We start from the raw sequence: 16,946 nt of genomic DNA on the forward strand, positions 1-16,946 counted from the left end.
ACGTCGGCGGTGGCGACGAGCTCGAGGTCGAGCGACCGCTCCCACGCGATGCGTCCGCGACTGGCGAGGTCTTCGAGCGTCGCGTCGAGGGCGTCGGCGACCAGCGTCACGGTGGCTTCTTCGGCGAGCAGCGCGGCGATGGTGGCGGCGGTGCGGGGTCCGGCACCGATGACGACGACGTGACGCTCGGCGACCGACAGCGAATAAGTCATGACAGCTCGATCCTCAGGGCGGTCAGGAGCTTGCGGCTCAACTCGGGGGGACGGACCGCGATGCGGATCCAGCGGTCATCGAGTCCGGGAAACGTGTCGGCCCGGCGCACGGCGTACCCGGCGGCGGCGAGCTTCGCGTGGATGCCCTGGCCGACGCGGGCGAGCACGAACGGTGCCTCGGACGGCACCGCCGCGATCCCGAGCTCGGCCAGGCCGTCAGCGAGCACGGCGCGGTGGCGGACGATGCGTGACGCTCGCCCGCTTGCCTCGGCGGCGGCCTCGGGACGATGACAGGCCACCATCGCCTCGATCGCGGGCGCGGAGACGGCCCACGGCGGCTGCACGGCGCGCAGTCCGGCGATCACATCGGCGGGTCCGAGCGCGAATCCGGCGCGGATGCCCGGCATCGCCCACAGCTTGGTGAGGCTGCGGACGACGAGGACGTCCGGGAGGGACCGGGCGGCCAGCGACTCGCGTTCACCCGGCACGGCGTCCATGAATGCCTCATCGACCACGAGCAGCCGCCCTGGCCGCCGCAGCGCCTCGAGGTCCCGGGCACGGTGCAACCGTCCCGTCGGGTTGGTGGGGTTGCCGATGAGCACGAGATCGGCGTCCTCGGGCACGACATCGGCAGCGAGGGTGAAGTCCGGCTCGGCGAGGACGACATGCGTCGGTTCGTGTCCCGCCATCTGCAGGGCGACGTCGGGCTCGGTGAACTGCGGGTGCACGATCGCCGGGCGGCGCCAGTCGCGCAGGCGCGCCACGAGGCCGAACACCTCGGCGGCACCGGCGGCCGGCAGCACCTCCTCGAGCGGACGGGCGAAGCGGTGCGCGATCGCGCGTGCGGCAGGTCGGTCGTCCGGGTAGCGGTCCGCGCGGGCGACACCGCGCAGGAGGGCGTCGGTCAGCCAGTCGGGCCGTGGCTCGGAGGAGACGTTGACGGCGAAGTCCAGCCGGCCCTCCACCGCTTCCACGTCGCCGTGATGGCGGAGCGGTTCGGCGGGTGCGGTGTGGTCTCGATCGACGGCCTCGTTCCGCGGCCGCACTCGAGCAGCGGAATCGGTGGTCGAGTAGTCGCGAGGGACGAGCGGCGATGGAGCCGTCGCAGTGGGCGCGTAGCGCGACGGAGCGAGACCACGCGCCGCTGCGGACACGAAGGCCTCGGCGAGGTGGGGCGCGCCGGCCCAGTGCAGGTGCAGGTAGGACGCGTGCAACGAGGCCGAGGCGAAGCCGAGTCTGCGACCGTCGGACGTCCACGCTGCCGTCGGCCCGTGCTCGGGCGTGACGTGGGTGCGATGGAATTCGTGTCCGGTCGCGACGGTTCCGGCCGGGCCGAGCACCGAGTCGGCGGGCGCCGTGGCGTGCCGGTACGCGAGCGTGAGCCGGCCCGTCATCCGGGCGTCCGCCTCCAACACCCCGGCCATCGGTGCGCCGTCGAGCGACCGGCAGAGATAGAGCAGCCCGGCGCACTCGGCGACCGTGGGCATGCCGTCGAGCACGGCCTCGCGGACGGCCGCCCGCATGGGTGCGTTGGCCGCGATCGCGGCGGCGTGAACCTCGGGGAAGCCGCCGCCGAGGTACAGCCCGTCGGTGCCGTCCGGGAGGTGCGCGTCCTCGAGCGGATCGAAGGCGACGACCTCGGCCCCCGCGGCGTGCAACAACTCCTCGGTCTCGGCGTAGCGGAACGTGAAGGCGCGCCCGCCGGCGACGGCGATACGCGGCCGCCCCGCGACCGGGGTGACGGCGGGCGCCCAGGGCTTGGCATCGAGATCCGGGGCGGTGCGGGCGATGGCCAGGAGGTGGTCGAGGTCGACCGCCCGGGCGATGCGCTCGCTGAGCCGATCCAGCGCCGCGGCGGCGTCGTCGCGTTCGTCCATCGGCACCAGACCGAGGTGACGCGAGGGCGCGACGATGCCGTCGTCACGCGAGATCACGCCGAGCACCGGCAGGTCGATGGCGTCGACGACTTCGCGTGCGTGCCGGTCCGAGCCGACCTTGTTGACGATGACGCCGGCGACGGGAACGTCGGGGTCGTAGGCGTGCATGCCCGCCACGAGCGCGCCGATCGAGCGGGAGGCGTGCGAGGCGTCGACGACCAGCACGACCGGGGTGCGGGTCAGTGTGGCGACGTGCGCGGTCGAAGCGAAACCGCGACCACCGATCTGCCCGTCGAACAGGCCCATGACGCCTTCGACGATCGCGACGTCGGCACCGCGGGCGCCGTGCAGCAGCAACGGGACGAGCAGGTCCTCACCGACGAGATGGGCGTCCAGGTTGCGGCCCGGTCGCCCGGTCGCGAGGGCGTGGTAGCCCGGATCGATGTAGTCCGGCCCGACCTTGTGGCCGCTCACCTCGTGCCCCGACCGGCGCAGCGCGGCCATGAGCCCGGTCGCGATCGTCGTCTTGCCGTGCCCCGAGGCCGGGGCGGCGATGACGACCCGCGGCAGCGAGGTCACCACTCGATCCCCCGCTGGCCCTTCTGCCCGACGTCCATCGGGTGCTTGATCTTGGTCATCTCGGTGACGAGATCGGCGGCCTCGATGAGCCGCGGGTCGGCGTCGCGGCCGGTGATGACCACGTGCTGCCGTCCCGGCCGGTCGCGGAGCGTGGCGACGACCTCGTCGACGTCCACCCAGCCCCACTTCATCGGGTAGGTGAACTCATCGAGGATGTAGAGGTCGTGCTCCTCGCGCGCCAGCCGGCGGCTGATCTCGGCCCATCCCTCGGCGGCTGCGGCGGCGTGGTCGTCCTCGCTGCCCTGCTTGCGCGACCAGGACCAGCCCGAGCCCATCTTGTGCCACTCGACGGGGCCGCCTTGGCCGGTGGTGCGGTGCACCTCGTCGAGCGTCTCGAGCACCGACTGCTCGCCCACTCGCCACTTGGCGGACTTGACGAATTGGAAGACCCCGATGCGCCATCGCTGGTTCCAGGCGCGCATGCCGAGGCCGAAGGCGGCGGTGGACTTGCCCTTGCCCGGGCCGGTGTGAACCATCAGTAGCGGCCGGTTGCGGCGCTGTCGCGTCGTGAGCCCGTCGTCGGGCACGACGAGCGGCTGTCCCTTCGGCATGTCAGGCCGCCCGTTCCGGCAGGTGCGCGCTGATCGCGGCGGTGAGGCCGTCGGCCGTCACGTCACCGAGCGGCACGTAGTCGGCTCGCAGCGAAGCGGCGAGTTCGCGGGCCAGGCCCATGCTGAAGCGTCCGGTCTCGCAGTCGACCACGAGCGCGTGCACGCCCGCCTCCGCGAGGTGGGCAGCGGCCCGGCGCGAGCGCGCGACGGCGTCGGTCCCGTGGGTCGCGCGTCCGTCGGTGACTACGACGAGCAAGGGACGGCGGCGAGGATCGCGCAACTTCTCGCGGCGAATGACCTCGGCGGCCTGCAGGAGTCCCTCGGCGAGCGGGGTGCGACCCCCGGCGGGGACGTCGTCCAACCTGGCCTTGGCGACGTCCACCGAACCCGTCGGCGGGAGGACCAGCTCACCGCTGTCGCCCCGGAACGTCACGAGGGAGACCTTGTCGCGGCGTTGGTAGGCGTCGAGCAGGAGGGAGACGACGGCGGTCTTGACCTGCGTCATCCGCTTGCGAGCGGCCATCGACCCCGACGCGTCGACGCACAGCAGCACGAGGTTGCTCTCGCGTCCTTCCTTGACGGCGACCCGGAGGTCGTCGGGGGAGAGGCGGAGGCGACCGTCGGTGCGGCCCCGGGACGACTGGTGGGGGATCGCGGCGCGCACGGTCGCGGCGAGGTCGACCACCCCGCCGTCGGTCGCGACGGTGGCGCTGATGCGGCGGCCGGTGTCGGTGATCGCGCGTGAACGACGTCCGGCTTGACCGCGGCCCACGCCGGCGACGCGGAACGTGCGGGCGCGCTGGGCGTCCCCGGCTCGCACCTGCGAGGTGGGTGCGGACGCGTCGGGTTCGCCGTCGTTGCCGGTGGGGGTCCGTGGCGGGGCCGGAGCCTCGGCGCCGTCATCGGGCTGTCCGTCGTCGCCGTCGTCCGGCGTGCCGCCGCCTCCGCCGCCGGGTCCGGGGTCGGATCCGCCGTCGTCGTCGGGACCGTCCGGTTCGTCCGGTTCGTCGTCGCCGAGCAGGTCCTCGAGCTGGTCCTGGTCGATGCCGGGAGCGTCGAAGGGGTTGCGGCGGCGACGGTGCGGCAGGGCGAGTCGCGCGGCGACCGCGATGTCCTCGCGGTCGATGGCCGTGCGCCCCTGCCACGCGGCGTGCGCGGCAGCGGTCTTGGCCGTCACGATGTCCGCGCGCATGCCGTCGACGTCGAACGCGGCGCAGATCTCGGCGATGCGGGTCAGTGCAGCATCGGTGAGCTCGACCTCGGGAAGCAGCTTCTGGGCCGCCGCGATGCGTTCGGTCAGCTCGCGTTCGTCGTCGGCGTAGCGGGCGGCGAAGCCCTCGGGATCGGCGTCGAACGCGAGGCGACGCCGGACGATCTCGGCACGCAGCTCCGGGTCGCGCGGCGCGGCGACATCGACGGTGAGGCCGAAGCGATCGAGGAGCTGTGGCCGCAGCTCACCCTCCTCGGGGTTCATCGTCCCGACGAGCACGAAGCGTGCCGCGTACTCGACCGAGACTCCGTCGCGTTCGACGGTGGCCCGGCCCATCGCGGCGGCGTCGAGGAGCAGGTCGACGAGGTGATCGTGCAGCAGGTTGACCTCGTCGACGTAGAGGATGCCGCGGTGCGCGCGGGCGAGGAGCCCCGGCTCGAACTCGGCGCGCCCCTCCGCGAGCGCGGTCTGCAGGTGCAACGAGCCGAGGACACGATCGTCCGTAGCGCCGACCGGCAGCTCGACGAGTCGCACCGGCCGCTGCTCGGTCTCGGCGTCGGGACCGAAGGGGCCGTCGGGGCTCAGCGCGTGCGGGTCGCGCGGGTCGGAACTGAACCGGTCACCTGCGACGACCTCGATCGGCGGCAGGACCGCGGCGAGCGCCCGCACCATCGTCGACTTGGCCGTGCCCTTCTCGCCGCGCACGAGGACACCGCCCACGTCGGGCGAGATCGCGGTGAGGGTGAGGGCGAGCGCCATGTCGTCGGCGCCGGCTACAGCACAGAAAGGAAAACGTACTGGCATGTGGGGCTCCCGCTCGTTCTGCCAATGGTTCGGACGACGCGGTCGCGCCGCCCCACAGGCGCGAGGCCGGTCTTCGGACTTCCCGTCAGAGACGAGTTACCGCAGCGGGCCCTGTTCCGGACTTGCACCGGATTCCCAGATTCTCCCCACAAGGAGGCACCTCACGCAGGTGTGCGGTCAGCGTAGCCCACGGGGCACCCCGACCAGTGCCCCAACCCCCGATCGCCGCCGGGTGCCGGGGCCGGGAGGCGGACCCGGCGGTCAGAGCAGATCGCGGCGCGTGCCCACCCCGAGCTTGCGAAGGACACTGCGCATGTGCGTCTTCACCGTCGAGAGCTCGATCACGAGACGCTCGCTGATCGCCGTGTTCGTCAGCCCTTCGAGGACGAGTTCGAGAATCTCCTGCTCGCGCTCGGTGAGGGGCTCGAAGGGGAGGAGCGCCGACGCCTCCAGATGCGGGGCCGAGGCGCTTCCGAGGTAGAACGTCGACCGGCCGGCCCCCGCCTCGCGCAGGGCCTGGAGCACGACGTCGACTGACGCCGACTTGCTGACCACGGCATCAGCGCCGGCCAGCAGCGCAACCTGGGCATCAACCGTCCTGGTGAAGGAGGTAAAAACGACAACTCGGCTGATCCCGAGGCTCTTGATCGAGCGGCACAACTCGATGCCGCCACGGGTTCCGCCGAGGCGGATCGGCAGGACCACCACATCGGGCCGAAGATCGTTCGTCGCGCGCAACGCCTCTTCTTCGACGGATGCTTCGCCCACGACGACGAGGCCGGGATCCGAAGCACAAATCTCGCGGAGCCCGCGGAGCACCACCGGATGGTCGTCGACCATCAGCACCGTGACGTGGTCGGCCGAGCGGTCGGCGGCCGCCGGCGAATCCTCCCTCCGGGATGACGCCGAGGTCATCGCGGCGAACCTACGATCGCGCAATGAACGCGCAGACGACTCGTCCCAGGCCAGCTCGATTCGACACCGTGGTGATCGGTGGAGGGGTGGTCGGCGCGAGTATCGCCCAGCACCTGTCGCGCCGTGGCGTGAGCGTGGCGGTTCTCGATCAGGCCTCCGGTGTCGGCGGAGGATGCTCCTATGCCAACGCGGCCATCGTGGCTCCCCACCACGTGGTGCCGTTGGCGACTCCGGCGTTGCTGCGTGAGGCCCCCCGGCAGATGGTGCGCCGCCCTCCCGCGGTGCGCGTTCAGGCTGACCCCTCGCTGGTCCCGTGGCTTGGCGCGCTCTCGGCCTCCGCGTCGCCGCGGCGCTCCCGCGTCGCCACGGAGCGGCTTCAGCGGCTCGCCGTGGAGAGCACCGAGTTGCATCGCGAGCTGGCCGCGCAGGGGCTCAATCCCACCCTCCGAAAGACCGGTGCCGTGGACGTCTATCTGCGGAAACCGCGCCGCGAACCGAGTGGGTTCGTGCCATTCGTCGACCTGTTGCGACTCGAGCCCACCCTGGCGACGGGTGCCGGCGGCACGCATGACGGGGAGGAATGGACTCTGGAGAGCCGCAGCTTCGTCACGGCGATGCTGGAGGACGCGGCGCGCCATGGCGCGGACGTGAGGTACGGGACAACCGTCGAGCGTCTGCTGATGGAGCACGGTCGCATCGTCGGCGTTGCCACGCCCTCGAGGACGATCCGTGCCGACCACGTGGTTCTCGCCGCTGGTCTGGGAGCGGCGCCACTGGCCGGTCGGGTGGGAGTGTCGCTTCCTCTGCGCGGGGGCCGGGGTTACGTCGTGGACCTTGCCATCGACTCCGGAGGGCCCCGCTTGCCCGTTCGAATCAAGGACTACCGCGTCGTTGTCACGCCTCTGGCCGATCGGGTGCGGGTCGCCGGAGCCATCGAATTCGGTGACGAGAGCCGGCCGATGGACGAGCAGCGTGCTGAGGCGCTTCGCCGCGTGGCCGGGTCGGTGTTGCCCGCCCTGAGCGACGCCCTGGTCATCGACCGCTGGGCCGGTGAGCGACCCTGCACGCCCGACGGTGTCCCCGTCATCGGAGCTTCGAAGGCCGTGGAGAACCTCCTGGTGGCAACGGGCCACGGCATGTGGGGAATGATCCTCGCGCCGGTTACAGGGCGCCTCATCGCCGACGCCGTCCTCGGCATGCCCGAGCCCGCCCCCTGGTTGGCTCCCGATCGCTTCGCCCACGGCATGCGCCGCGCGCTCGCGACGCGGTGATCCCCGCTGGCGCACGAAGAAAGTTAGCACGGATGAAACCCTGTCAAGTATCTGTAAATATCGTCAAGTATTTATTGACATGTGATGGCTGTCACTGTACTTTCATGTCCCATGACCGCACCTCCTACCCCCGCTGAATCCGCGTCAGGGCGCGGTCTGCCCGGCGAGCTCACCCTCCTGATCCGTGACGCACGCATCATCGATGGCGCCGGCGGACCAAGCCGTACCGGTGACATCGGCATTGCCGGGGATCGCATCGTCGCCGTCGAGGAATCGCTCTCGATGCCGGCACGCCGCGTTGTCGACGCCGCCGGCCGTGTCGCCTGCCCAGGGTTCATCGACCTGCACAGCCACGTCGACCTGCTGGTAGAGACCTACCCCCGCGCCGATGGGATGCTGCGTCAGGGTGCGACCACACTCGTCACCGGCAACTGCGGCTTGAGCCCCTTTCCCACTCGCACCGGTGAGTCAGGATGGTCGTCGCTGGCGGATTTCGCCGACGCCGTGCGCAGCCTGCCGCTCGCGGTGAACATCGCGCCGCTGGTGGGTCATGGTGCTATTCGCAGCGCCGCGATGTCAGACCCCAGCGCTCGGGCTACGTCCGCAGAGCTGACGAAGATGGCCGCCCTGACCGAGCAGGCCATGCGCGACGGTGCCCACGGTCTGTCCACCGGCCTCATCTACGACCCAGGCCGCTTCTCCACGACCGACGAACTCGTCGAACTTGCCAGTGTGGTTGCCCGCTATGGAGGCTTTTACGCCTCACACATCCGCGGAGAGGAGGACACGCTCGTCGAGGCCGTCGACGAGGCACTCACGATCGGTCGCACGGCGGGTCTCGCGGTCCAGCTGAGCCACCACAAAGCGAAGCGGCGGCGCAACTGGGGACGCGTCGACAAGACCCTCCGAATGGTTGACGACGCGGTCGACGCGGGCATGGACGTCATGCTGGACAACTACCCCTACACGGCGAGCAGCACGAGCCTTTGGGCCTACCTCCCGCGCTGGGCGCGCAAGAACGACCTGCTCGCGATCGAGGGCGAGCTGCCGGGCGAACTGCGTACGCGCCTCATCCGGGGCATGGAAGAGCGGTTCCCGGGTTGCTCGGCGGTCGAACCGGTAGCCACGGATCTCAACGACCTGGTGATCGCGCAGATCGGCGCTCCCTGCCACTACTCCCAGTACGAGGGCATGCGACTCGCCGAAGCTGCGTTGAAGGCCGAAATGACCCAGGCCGACTTCGTCATCGAGCTCCTGCTCGCGGGCAAAGCGGTGCAGATCATCGATCACGCGATGAGTGAGCAGGACATGCTGACCGTGTTCGCCCACCCGCGTTGCGGCGTCGGCAGCGATGCTCGCCTCATCCACCCCGACATCCCCGGAGTTCCGCATCCACGGAACTTCGGCACCTTCCCGCGTTTCATCTCGGCGGTGGCGCCCGGACTCATGTCACTGGAAAAGGCCGTCTTCAAGTGCACGGGACTTCCCGCAAGACGACTGGGCTGGACCGGCAGGCGGGGGCTCCTGGCGCCCGGCCTGGCCGCCGACCTCCTGCTGTTCGACCCGGAGCGACTGCGTGACCATTCCACCTTCGACGACCCCAAGAACTACAGCACCGGTCTGGATCTCGTGATCGTCAACGGCCAGATCGCCATCGAGTCCGACGAAGACACGTCCGCCGCCGCCGGGTGCGTGCTTCTTACCGAGCTGGCAGGAGACGCGTGATGGCTCGCTTCGTTCTCACGCGTCTCCTGTCGTTGGTCCCCGTCCTCGCGATCGTCGCACTGATCACCTTCGCGATCTTGAACTTCACACCGGGCGACCCGGCCGTTGCGATCCTCGGTATTGACGCCACCCCCGAGCAGCGAGAGGCGCTGCGAGAGGAGCTCGGACTCAACCGTCCCCTGATCGAGCAGTTCCTCGCGTGGGCCGGGGGTCTGTTGACGCTCGATTTCGGCTCGTCGATCTACCTGGATATACCCGTATCCGAAGCACTTCTGCGTCACCTGGAGCCGACGTTGCTGCTCGCGACCTACTCCCTCGCCGTCGCGATCCTCGTCGGTGTCCCCGTGGGAGTGCTCTCGGGAGTCCGCCGTGGGGGCACCATCGACCGGCTGGTCATGGGCGCCACCGTCCTCATCAACGGCATCCCGAACTTCTTTCTCGGGATTCTCGCGATCATGCTCTTCGCGGTGACCTTGGGGCTGCTGCCGTCGGGCGGATACGTGTCGCCGACCGAGGACTTCATCGGGCACGCGCAGTGCATGATGCTGCCGAGCCTCGTCCTCGGCATCTCCCTGACCTCGTTCGCGCGCATCATCCGCTCCTCGGTGCTCGACGTCATGTCGTCGGAGTTCGTCGAGACCGCGTACGCCAAGGGACTCAACCGCCCCCAGGTGGTCCGACGGCACGTCCTCCGCAACGCGGCGATTCCGTCGGTCACCGTGATCGGCATCGCTTTCGGCAACCTGCTCGGTGGCGCCGTGGTAACCGAGTACGTCTTCAACCTTCAAGGCATCGGGCAGCTGCTCGTCGAGAGCATTGCGCGGCGTGACTACCCGGTCATCCAAGCCGGCGTCTTGCTCTCCGCCTTCCTCTTCGTTCTCGTCACGCTCGTCGTGGACATCATCTGCGCTTACCTAGACCCGAGGGTGCGATATGGCCGTTAATTCCGTCGGACCTGCCATCGGACAGGAGATCCCCGCGGAGTCCGCCGCTGTCCGGACACCGCCGGACTGGTGGTACCGCTTCCGGTCCACACGCCGTGGAACGCTCGGGCTGGGGCTGCTCGTGCTCGTCGTGCTCGCGTGCACGTTCGGCCCTCTGCTGTCCCCCTACGACCCGTCGGCCGTCGACCCGGTAGACCGGCTCGCTGGTCCGAGCGCGGAACACTGGGCGGGCACCGACCAGTTCGGCCGGGACGTCATCACGCGGATGCTGGTCGGCGGGCGCACGTCACTGATCGTGGCAGCGGCGGTCACCGTGCTCAGCGTCGTGGTGGGAACACTGCTCGGGCTGCTCTCTGCCATGTACCGGCGCGTGGACGGGCCGGTGATGAGGTTCCTCGACGCGTTGATGGCCTTTCCGTCTGTCCTGCTTGCGATCGCGCTCATGGCGCGGCTCGGGCCCAGCATCGTCAACGTCATCGCGGCGTTGTCGATCGTGACGGTGCCGACCTTCGCGAGGCTGATTCGCAGTTCGGCGCTGGTGGTGAAAGAAACGCCGTATGTCGAGCTCGCCACGGCGCTCGGACTTCGCCGGCGCACGATCATGCTGCGCTACCTCTTCGCGAACTCCAGGTCGCCGATGATCCTGGCGGCGACGTTCGGCGCGGCCACCGTGATCCTGTCCGAGGCCGCGCTCTCGTTCCTCGGGGCGGGCCTGCCCGCCTCCGTGCCGACCTGGGGCGGAATGCTCAACGACGGCCAGACCTACCTGCGTAACGCGTGGTGGCTCGCCCTTGCGCCCGGCCTGATGCTCACGCTCCTGCTGTTGTCTCTCAACATGGTCGGCGACGCGCTCCGCGACGCCCTGGACCCCCGGTCGGATCGTCTGTCGTAATACCTCCTCGTCATCGCACCTCACCTCATCCACGTCAGCAACATGAAGGGAATGCCATGAACTCCCGTTTGTCCACCGTCTGGCCCGCGAAACGGCTGCGCACTGCCATCGCCGCCTCTGCCGTATCCGCATTGCTGCTTGCCGGCTGTTCCAGCGGTTCCGCGGACTCCGGTGAGCAGGAGGCGAGCACCGGCGGAACGCTCACCTACGCGCTCGGCGCTGATCTACCCACCCTCGACGTCCAGCAGACGACCGCCGGTGTAGTCGCCACCGTCGCGTACAACGTGGTGGAGTTCCTCTTCGTCCGTGATGCGGACGGTGAGAACGCGCCGATGCTCGCCGAAGATGTGCAGGTCAGCGAGGACGGCCTCACCTGGACTATCACCCTCCGCGAAGGCGTGACGTTTCACAACGGCGAGACGATGACGTCGGCCGACGTCCTCGCCTCGTATGAGCGCTGGTCGCGCATCAGCTCCAGCGGAGGTGAGGTGGCGTCTCGGCTTGCCAACGTCGAAACGCCTGACGACCAGACGATTGTGTTCACGTTCGACGAGCCGTATGGCTCCTTCCTGTCGGCGATCTCGATCAACACTCAGGGACTCGCGATCTACCCGGCATCGGTACTCGAACAGTCGACCGACACTGAGCTGGCCGAACTTGTCGGCACCGGCCCCTACATGCTCGAGGAGCATGACCCGGGCCGTTCAGTGCGGCTGGTGCGCTTTGAGGACTACTCCGCCCTCCCCGGCGACGAGCCGGACGGCTATGGCGGCCATAAGCCGCAGCATTTGGACGCCATCGAGTTCCAGACGGTCAGCAACGAAGGCTCACGACTCGCAGGCCTGCAGACCGGTGAGTACGACGTGATTCACGGGTCGTCGGCCGATGCTCTTGAGACGCTCGAAGGCACGAGGGGCCTCGTCGTCGAGCGGGTTGACCCCACGGGTCTGCAAGTCATGCTCGTCAACAACGCGTCGCCGATCACCTCCGATCTCAAGCTGCGGCAGGGCATTCAGGCAGCGCTGGACCACGAGGAGATCCTGACCGCCGGACTGGGCGCAGGGAATTTCCGCATCGATCCGAGCATCTCACTCCAGGAAACGGCGTGGCACTCGACGGTTGGGGAGGACCACTACAACATGGACGACCCTGACCTGGCTGAGCAGCTCATCGCGGACAGTGACTACAACGGCGAGACGATTCGCATCGTCACTTCACGAGATCTGGAGCGGTTCTACAACCAGGCCGTCGTTGTCGAACAGCAGCTTGAGTCGGTGGGCCTGGACGTCGAGGTCGAGACGTACGACTGGGCAACGGCGCTGGAGCACCGCGAGAACGAGGCCGCTTGGGAGCTGTTCATCAGCGACTTCGGCATTAAGTACGACCCGGTCGAGCAACCCTTCATGCGACTGTGCTCCTACGTCGGATGGTGGTGTGACGACGAGGCAGTGGCCATCGTCGACGGATTGATCAGCGAGTCCGATGAGGACAAGCGCCGTGAGTTCAACGATGCGTTCCAGGAGGCCGTGTACGAGCAGGTCCCGTTCATCAAGATCGGTGACACCGGCGGCGTGATTGCTCACCGCGATCGGGTCCACGGCGTCACTCGTCAGGGTGGCTCGTCGATCCTCGCCTGGAACGTTTGGATCGAGGAATGAGCACTGCGTCCGCCGATCCGGTCCTGCAAATTCGGGACCTGCGTGTCCGGACCAACGGCCCCAGGCCGCTGAACATCATCGACGGCGTCGACCTCGACGTGGCGCTCGACGAGACCGTCGCGCTCGTCGGGGAGTCGGGCTCCGGCAAGTCGATGGCGGCACGGTCGGTGCTCAAACTCCTGCCGTGCAATCTCAGCGTCACCGCCGAACAACTGACAGTCGCCGGAATCGACGCCCAGCGGGCCGACGACGCCGCGCTGCACCGCCTGCGCGGTGACACCGTCGGCATGGTCTTCCAGGACCCGATGGCCAACTTCAATCCCGTGCTGACCGTGGGCGAGCAGGTGGTCGAGCCGATGCGGATTCGCGAACGCATGTCGAAGCGGGCCGCCCAGCGTCTCGCTGCCGAAGCCCTCGGCCATGTCGGCATCACTCGTCCAGAGGAACGCGCGCTGGAGTACCCGCACCAGTTCTCTGGGGGCATGTTGCAGCGGGCGATGATCGCTATGGCGTTGATCAACCGCCCACGTCTGGTGGTCGCGGACGAGCCCACCACGGCGCTCGATGCCACGCTGCAGGTCAAGATCGTGGAGTTGTTGCGCACGGTCCAGGCCGAGGTTGGCGCCGGCGTGCTGCTCATCACCCACGATCTCGGGCTGGTCGCCGAGCTCGCCGACCGGGCCGTGGTGATGTACGGCGGACGCGTACTCGAATCCGGCCCGGTGGCCGAGCTGTTCGTGCAGCCCGCGCATCCGTATACGCGCGCCCTGCTGGAGAGCCGACCCGAACAGGGCCGGGACGTGCAGGCGATCCCGGGCGAGCCGGCGACTCCCGCCACGCGGCCCACCGGGTGTGTCTTCCATCCGCGCTGCCAGCTCCGAGACGGACGGGAGCGCTGCGAGAGCACGATGCCGACACTGCTGACGCTCAGCGAGACCCGCACCAGCGCGTGCCACTACGTCGAGGAGATGCTCGACCCGGCGCGAAGTGCTCTGAGCGGGTCCGAAGCGCTGCTCGAAACCGCAGCCGCGAAGCGGGTAGTTGAGGGTGTCGCCGTGCGCGTCGACCACGTCAGCAAGGAGTTCGTCTCAACCTCGTTCTGGTCCAGCCACCGCAAGGTCGTCACCAAGGCGGTCGACGACGTCACGTTCGAGGTTCCCCGCGGGAAGACGCTGGGTCTCGTGGGGGAGTCCGGCAGCGGCAAGAGCACGCTCGGGCGCCTCATGATCGGGCTCCTTCAGCCCGACTGCGGCCAGATCACCGTATTCGACGAGCAGGGCGCGCCGATCACGGACCGGGACGAGCTGCGCCGCACCATCCAGTGGGTGCATCAAGATCCGTACGGCTCGCTCAACCCGAAGATGACGGTCGGCCGCCTTATCGACGAGGTGTTGAACCGCTACGGCCTGCACGCTGGGCGCCGTGAAGAGAGATGCGCCGAATTGCTCACCCAGATGGGACTGCCGGCGAGCACAGCGCAGCGGTATCCGCACCAGCTCTCCGGCGGTCAACGCCAGCGCGTCTCCATTGCCCGAGCGCTAGCTGTCGAACCGTCGATTCTGGTCCTCGACGAGCCGCTCTCGGCCCTCGACGTCTCGATTCAGGCGCAGGTGATCAATCTCCTCCGGAGCCTGCGTGAGTCCCTGGGCCTTTCCTACGTGCTCATCTCGCACGATCTCAACGTCGTGCGGGCCGTCTGCGACCGCGTCGCGGTCATGTGTAAGGGCGAACTTGTCGAGTTCGGCGAGGCCGAGCAGATCTATCAGCAGCCCCAGCATCCGTACACCCAAACCCTCCTCGCGGCGATGTTGAGTACGAGTCGTGTACGCCGCGATACCTCCACCGTTCACTGACGCCAACCAGAAAGGCCCATCCACACTATGACCCGCCCAGCCCGGCACACGGCCCAAGGCCGCGGAGCCGCCGCAGCCGCGGAGGACCCCCGTGTCCTCGACGCCATCGCCACGGTCCTTGAGAAGGGAGGTAATGCAGTGGACGCGGCCGTCGCCGGAGCTGCTGCCCAGGGTGTCTGCCGTCCCATGTCCGGCGGCCTGGGCGGCGGCGGCTTCATGGTCATCACCCTGCCGACCGGACGCACCGTCGTGATCGAGCATCGTGAGCAGGCCTCCGCGGCGTTCGGTCCCGACAGCTTCATCGAGGACGGACGCCCGCTTCCGGACGGTGAGCGACGCGTGCACGGCGAGAGTGTCGGTGTTCCCGGTGCCGCCCGGGCTTGGGATGAAGCGCTGAAGGTGTACGGCCGGCTGGACCTGGCGGAGGTGCTGGCGCCCGCGATCGAACTGGCTGATCGTGGCTTCGAAGTCGACGAAACCCTGCAACGCGAAATTCACGTGCGTCGTAACGACTTCGCGATGTTCGAGCCGACCTGCGATCTGTACCTCACTCCCGAGAAAGAAGCCATCCCTGTCGGTCATGTACTCCGTAATCCGGACCTTGCGCGGACGTACGAGAAGCTTGCCGCCGACGGGATGGACGGTTTCTACCACGGCTGGGTAGCCGATGCGATCGTCGCTGCAGTGAACGAGCCGCCGGAGGCGTCCGGTAATACCCGGACGATCCGGCGCGGTCGGCTGGCCCAGGGCGACTTCCTGCACTACCAGGCGCGGCACCTCGAACCCCTGCGCTACCGCTTCGGAGAGTACGAGCTTGCTGGGGCGCCGTTGCCCTCCAGCGGCGCCTTCTCGATCGCCGAGGCCCTGGCCATCCTGGACCGACAGCGCAAGATCACCCCCAACGACGATATGGCCGAACACTTGCACCGGTATCTCACGGCTTGTCGGTTGGCTTTCGCTGATCGCGAGGCTTACCTGGGTGACAACCGACTTGTCGATGTGCCTGTAGCAGCGCTGCTCAGCGATGAGTACCTTCAAGCTCGCGCGAGCCAGACTGGCCTTCCCGGTGGCCACGCCGCCGAGCCCGGTGACGTCCGCCGCGGCGCGCCGCCGTGGGTGGCATGGGAGCCGGAGAGCCCCAGCACCATCCATCTGACTGTCACCGACGGCGAGGGCTGCACGGTGAGCTACACCTCGACGATCGTCAGCATGGGAGGGTGCGGCATCGTCGTTCCTGGCACCGGCATCCTGCTGAACGATGCGCTCGCTGGCCGCGCCATCGATCGGGGTGGGAAGTTCGGGGCGGGTCGCCCGATGGGCGGCATGCGTCCCCTGAGCAGCATGGCCCCGACGATGGTGTTCCGGGACGGTCGCCTCGTGCAGACGGTCGGGTCCCCCGGAGGAACGACCATCATCACGACCGTGCTCCAAATCTTGTACCTGACGCTGGGAGCCGGGATGAGCCTGCACGACGCCCTGGCATACCCGCGTGTCACGCAGCGCAATCGGGCCGATGGCAAGGCGGAGGCCGAGCCGGAGTTCCTTGCGCTGGACGTCGCGGGCGCCCTGCGGGAACGCGGCCACTCCTTCGATACCTGGCGGCCGGTCGAGGGCATCGGCGCGGCGAACGGCCTGCAGTGGCACGAGGACGGCTCCGTGACAGCGGTGGCGGAACCGATGCGGCGCGGAGGAGGCCACGCAACAGTCTGGGACCGGTAGGTTGGCTCCAGTCCTCGTCGTGATCCTCACCAGGTGGAGTCCGTGATGTCCTCACTTCCTCAGCAGCCTGACGACGGTGCGGACATGCGTGCCGTCGCGTCCCGCATTCGGTCCCGACGGCAGCAGCTCGGGCTCACGCTGCAGGATGTCGCCGAACGCAGCGACGTCTCGAAGAGCTATCTCAGCCAGGTCGAGACGGCAAAGCTCTCACCGTCGCTGGGGACGCTGGAGAGAATCAGCGCCGCACTGCGGCTTCCGACGAAGGCGTTGATGGCAGACCCCGGAGACTTTTCCCTCGCCGGGGCTCGAAGTGAGGGGACGCCGCCGCTGCTCGATCGCCGGGTCTTCGTGACACGCAAGGATCGACGCAAGACGCTCGGCTATTCCGGCGGCGCCCCGCTCGAGCTGCTGACGCCGGACCTGCAGCGGCAGCTTGAGGTCACGATGACGACCGACCCGCCCGATCAGTGGCGCGATGTCGAACGATTCGGCAGCGACTCGGAGGAGTTCGTGTTCGTGCTCGATGGGGATTACGAGGTGATGTTGGACGAGGACGTTCATCACCTCAAGCGCCGGGACAGCATGTACTTCTATCCGACGACTACCTATCGAGTTCGAGCTGTCGGTTCCGTGCCCGCACGGGCGATCTGGGTCGCGCTTCCGCCGGTGTTTTGAG

Annotated in this window: 12 protein-coding genes, 1 pseudogene and 1 riboswitch; of the genes and pseudogenes, 8 read left to right on the top strand and 5 right to left on the bottom strand. The window is 68.6% G+C overall.

Annotated features, from left to right (window positions below; translation table 11 throughout):
- Positions 1-5: 5 nt before the first annotated feature.
- The 5 genes and pseudogenes from D9V41_RS18650 to D9V41_RS17555 all read right to left on the bottom strand — a co-directional run.
- Positions 6-212, bottom strand: a pseudogene (locus D9V41_RS18650) (NAD(P)-dependent oxidoreductase); the annotation flags it as partial.
- The gene (gene cobBC / locus D9V41_RS07200; RefSeq protein ID WP_424922791.1) at positions 209-2,671 is read right to left on the bottom strand and encodes a bifunctional hydrogenobyrinic acid a,c-diamide synthase/histidinol phosphate aminotransferase CobBC; all 2,463 of its coding nucleotides are present in this window, start codon (positions 2,669-2,671) and stop codon (positions 209-211) included. The pseudogene D9V41_RS18650 and the gene cobBC, both read right to left, overlap by 4 nt.
- Positions 2,665-3,279, bottom strand: a complete 615-nt coding sequence (gene cobO, locus D9V41_RS07205) for a cob(I)yrinic acid a,c-diamide adenosyltransferase (RefSeq protein WP_121793875.1) — start codon at positions 3,277-3,279, stop codon at positions 2,665-2,667. Before cobO ends, cobBC begins: the two co-directional genes overlap by 7 nt.
- 1 nt (position 3,280) lies before the next feature.
- On the bottom strand, positions 3,281-5,293 hold the full coding sequence (locus D9V41_RS07210) for a VWA domain-containing protein (RefSeq protein WP_121793876.1): 2,013 nt from the start codon (positions 5,291-5,293) through the stop codon (positions 3,281-3,283).
- Between the two features lie 47 nt (positions 5,294-5,340).
- Positions 5,341-5,472, bottom strand: a riboswitch (cobalamin riboswitch).
- A gap of 82 nt (positions 5,473-5,554) precedes the next feature.
- Entirely contained in the window at positions 5,555-6,208 is a 654-nt protein-coding gene (locus tag D9V41_RS17555; protein ID WP_133434131.1) for a response regulator, read from the bottom strand.
- A gap of 23 nt (positions 6,209-6,231) precedes the next feature.
- Between D9V41_RS17555 and D9V41_RS07225 the strand changes: the two genes are divergently transcribed.
- From D9V41_RS07225 to D9V41_RS07260, 8 genes are all read left to right on the top strand, one after another.
- Positions 6,232-7,479 (top strand): NAD(P)/FAD-dependent oxidoreductase, encoded by a 1,248-nt coding sequence (locus tag D9V41_RS07225; RefSeq protein WP_166375944.1) that lies wholly within the window; start codon positions 6,232-6,234, stop codon positions 7,477-7,479.
- A gap of 111 nt (positions 7,480-7,590) precedes the next feature.
- Positions 7,591-9,204 carry an N-acyl-D-amino-acid deacylase family protein gene (locus D9V41_RS07230; protein ID WP_166375945.1) on the top strand — a complete coding sequence of 538 codons (1,614 nt, stop codon included), beginning with the start codon at positions 7,591-7,593 and terminating at the stop codon, positions 9,202-9,204.
- Positions 9,204-10,148, top strand: coding sequence for an ABC transporter permease (locus tag D9V41_RS07235; protein WP_121793880.1), 945 nt, complete (start codon positions 9,204-9,206; stop codon positions 10,146-10,148). Before D9V41_RS07230 ends, D9V41_RS07235 begins: the two co-directional genes overlap by 1 nt.
- On the top strand, positions 10,138-11,040 hold the full coding sequence (locus D9V41_RS07240; RefSeq protein ID WP_121793881.1) for an ABC transporter permease: 903 nt from the start codon (positions 10,138-10,140) through the stop codon (positions 11,038-11,040). The genes D9V41_RS07235 and D9V41_RS07240 overlap by 11 nt, the downstream gene beginning before the upstream one ends.
- Positions 11,041-11,096: 56 nt before the next feature.
- Positions 11,097-12,698 carry an ABC transporter substrate-binding protein gene (locus tag D9V41_RS07245; RefSeq protein ID WP_121793882.1) on the top strand — a complete coding sequence of 534 codons (1,602 nt, stop codon included), beginning with the start codon at positions 11,097-11,099 and terminating at the stop codon, positions 12,696-12,698.
- Positions 12,695-14,551, top strand: a complete 1,857-nt coding sequence (locus D9V41_RS07250) for a dipeptide ABC transporter ATP-binding protein (protein WP_121793883.1) — start codon at positions 12,695-12,697, stop codon at positions 14,549-14,551. Before D9V41_RS07245 ends, D9V41_RS07250 begins: the two co-directional genes overlap by 4 nt.
- Before the next feature lie 27 nt (positions 14,552-14,578).
- Positions 14,579-16,270, top strand: coding sequence for a gamma-glutamyltransferase family protein (locus D9V41_RS07255; protein WP_121793884.1), 1,692 nt, complete (start codon positions 14,579-14,581; stop codon positions 16,268-16,270).
- 45 nt (positions 16,271-16,315) lie between these two features.
- A complete protein-coding gene (locus tag D9V41_RS07260; protein WP_121793885.1) occupies positions 16,316-16,945 on the top strand; it encodes a helix-turn-helix domain-containing protein in 630 nt (209 codons plus the stop codon).
- The last annotated feature ends 1 nt before the right edge of the window (position 16,946 follow it).

This window comes from Aeromicrobium phragmitis (assembly GCF_003674095.1).
GTDB lineage: Bacteria > Actinomycetota > Actinomycetes > Propionibacteriales > Nocardioidaceae > Aeromicrobium > Aeromicrobium phragmitis.

Bases quoted from the DNA above. Each gene is read 5' to 3' on its own strand.
- cobO (WP_121793875.1), bottom strand. From the start codon at position 3,279: ATGCCGAAGGGACAGCCGCTCGTCGTGCCCGACGACGGGCTCACGACG.
- D9V41_RS07210 (WP_121793876.1), bottom strand. From the start codon at position 5,293: ATGCCAGTACGTTTTCCTTTCTGTGCTGTAGCCGGCGCCGACGACATG.
- D9V41_RS17555 (WP_133434131.1), bottom strand. From the start codon at position 6,208: ATGACCTCGGCGTCATCCCGGAGGGAGGATTCGCCGGCGGCCGCCGAC.
- D9V41_RS07225 (WP_166375944.1), top strand. From the start codon at position 6,232: ATGAACGCGCAGACGACTCGTCCCAGGCCAGCTCGATTCGACACCGTG.
- D9V41_RS07230 (WP_166375945.1), top strand. From the start codon at position 7,591: ATGACCGCACCTCCTACCCCCGCTGAATCCGCGTCAGGGCGCGGTCTG.
- D9V41_RS07235 (WP_121793880.1), top strand. From the start codon at position 9,204: ATGGCTCGCTTCGTTCTCACGCGTCTCCTGTCGTTGGTCCCCGTCCTC.
- D9V41_RS07240 (WP_121793881.1), top strand. From the start codon at position 10,138: ATGGCCGTTAATTCCGTCGGACCTGCCATCGGACAGGAGATCCCCGCG.
- D9V41_RS07245 (WP_121793882.1), top strand. From the start codon at position 11,097: ATGAACTCCCGTTTGTCCACCGTCTGGCCCGCGAAACGGCTGCGCACT.
- D9V41_RS07250 (WP_121793883.1), top strand. From the start codon at position 12,695: ATGAGCACTGCGTCCGCCGATCCGGTCCTGCAAATTCGGGACCTGCGT.
- D9V41_RS07255 (WP_121793884.1), top strand. From the start codon at position 14,579: ATGACCCGCCCAGCCCGGCACACGGCCCAAGGCCGCGGAGCCGCCGCA.
- D9V41_RS07260 (WP_121793885.1), top strand. From the start codon at position 16,316: ATGTCCTCACTTCCTCAGCAGCCTGACGACGGTGCGGACATGCGTGCC.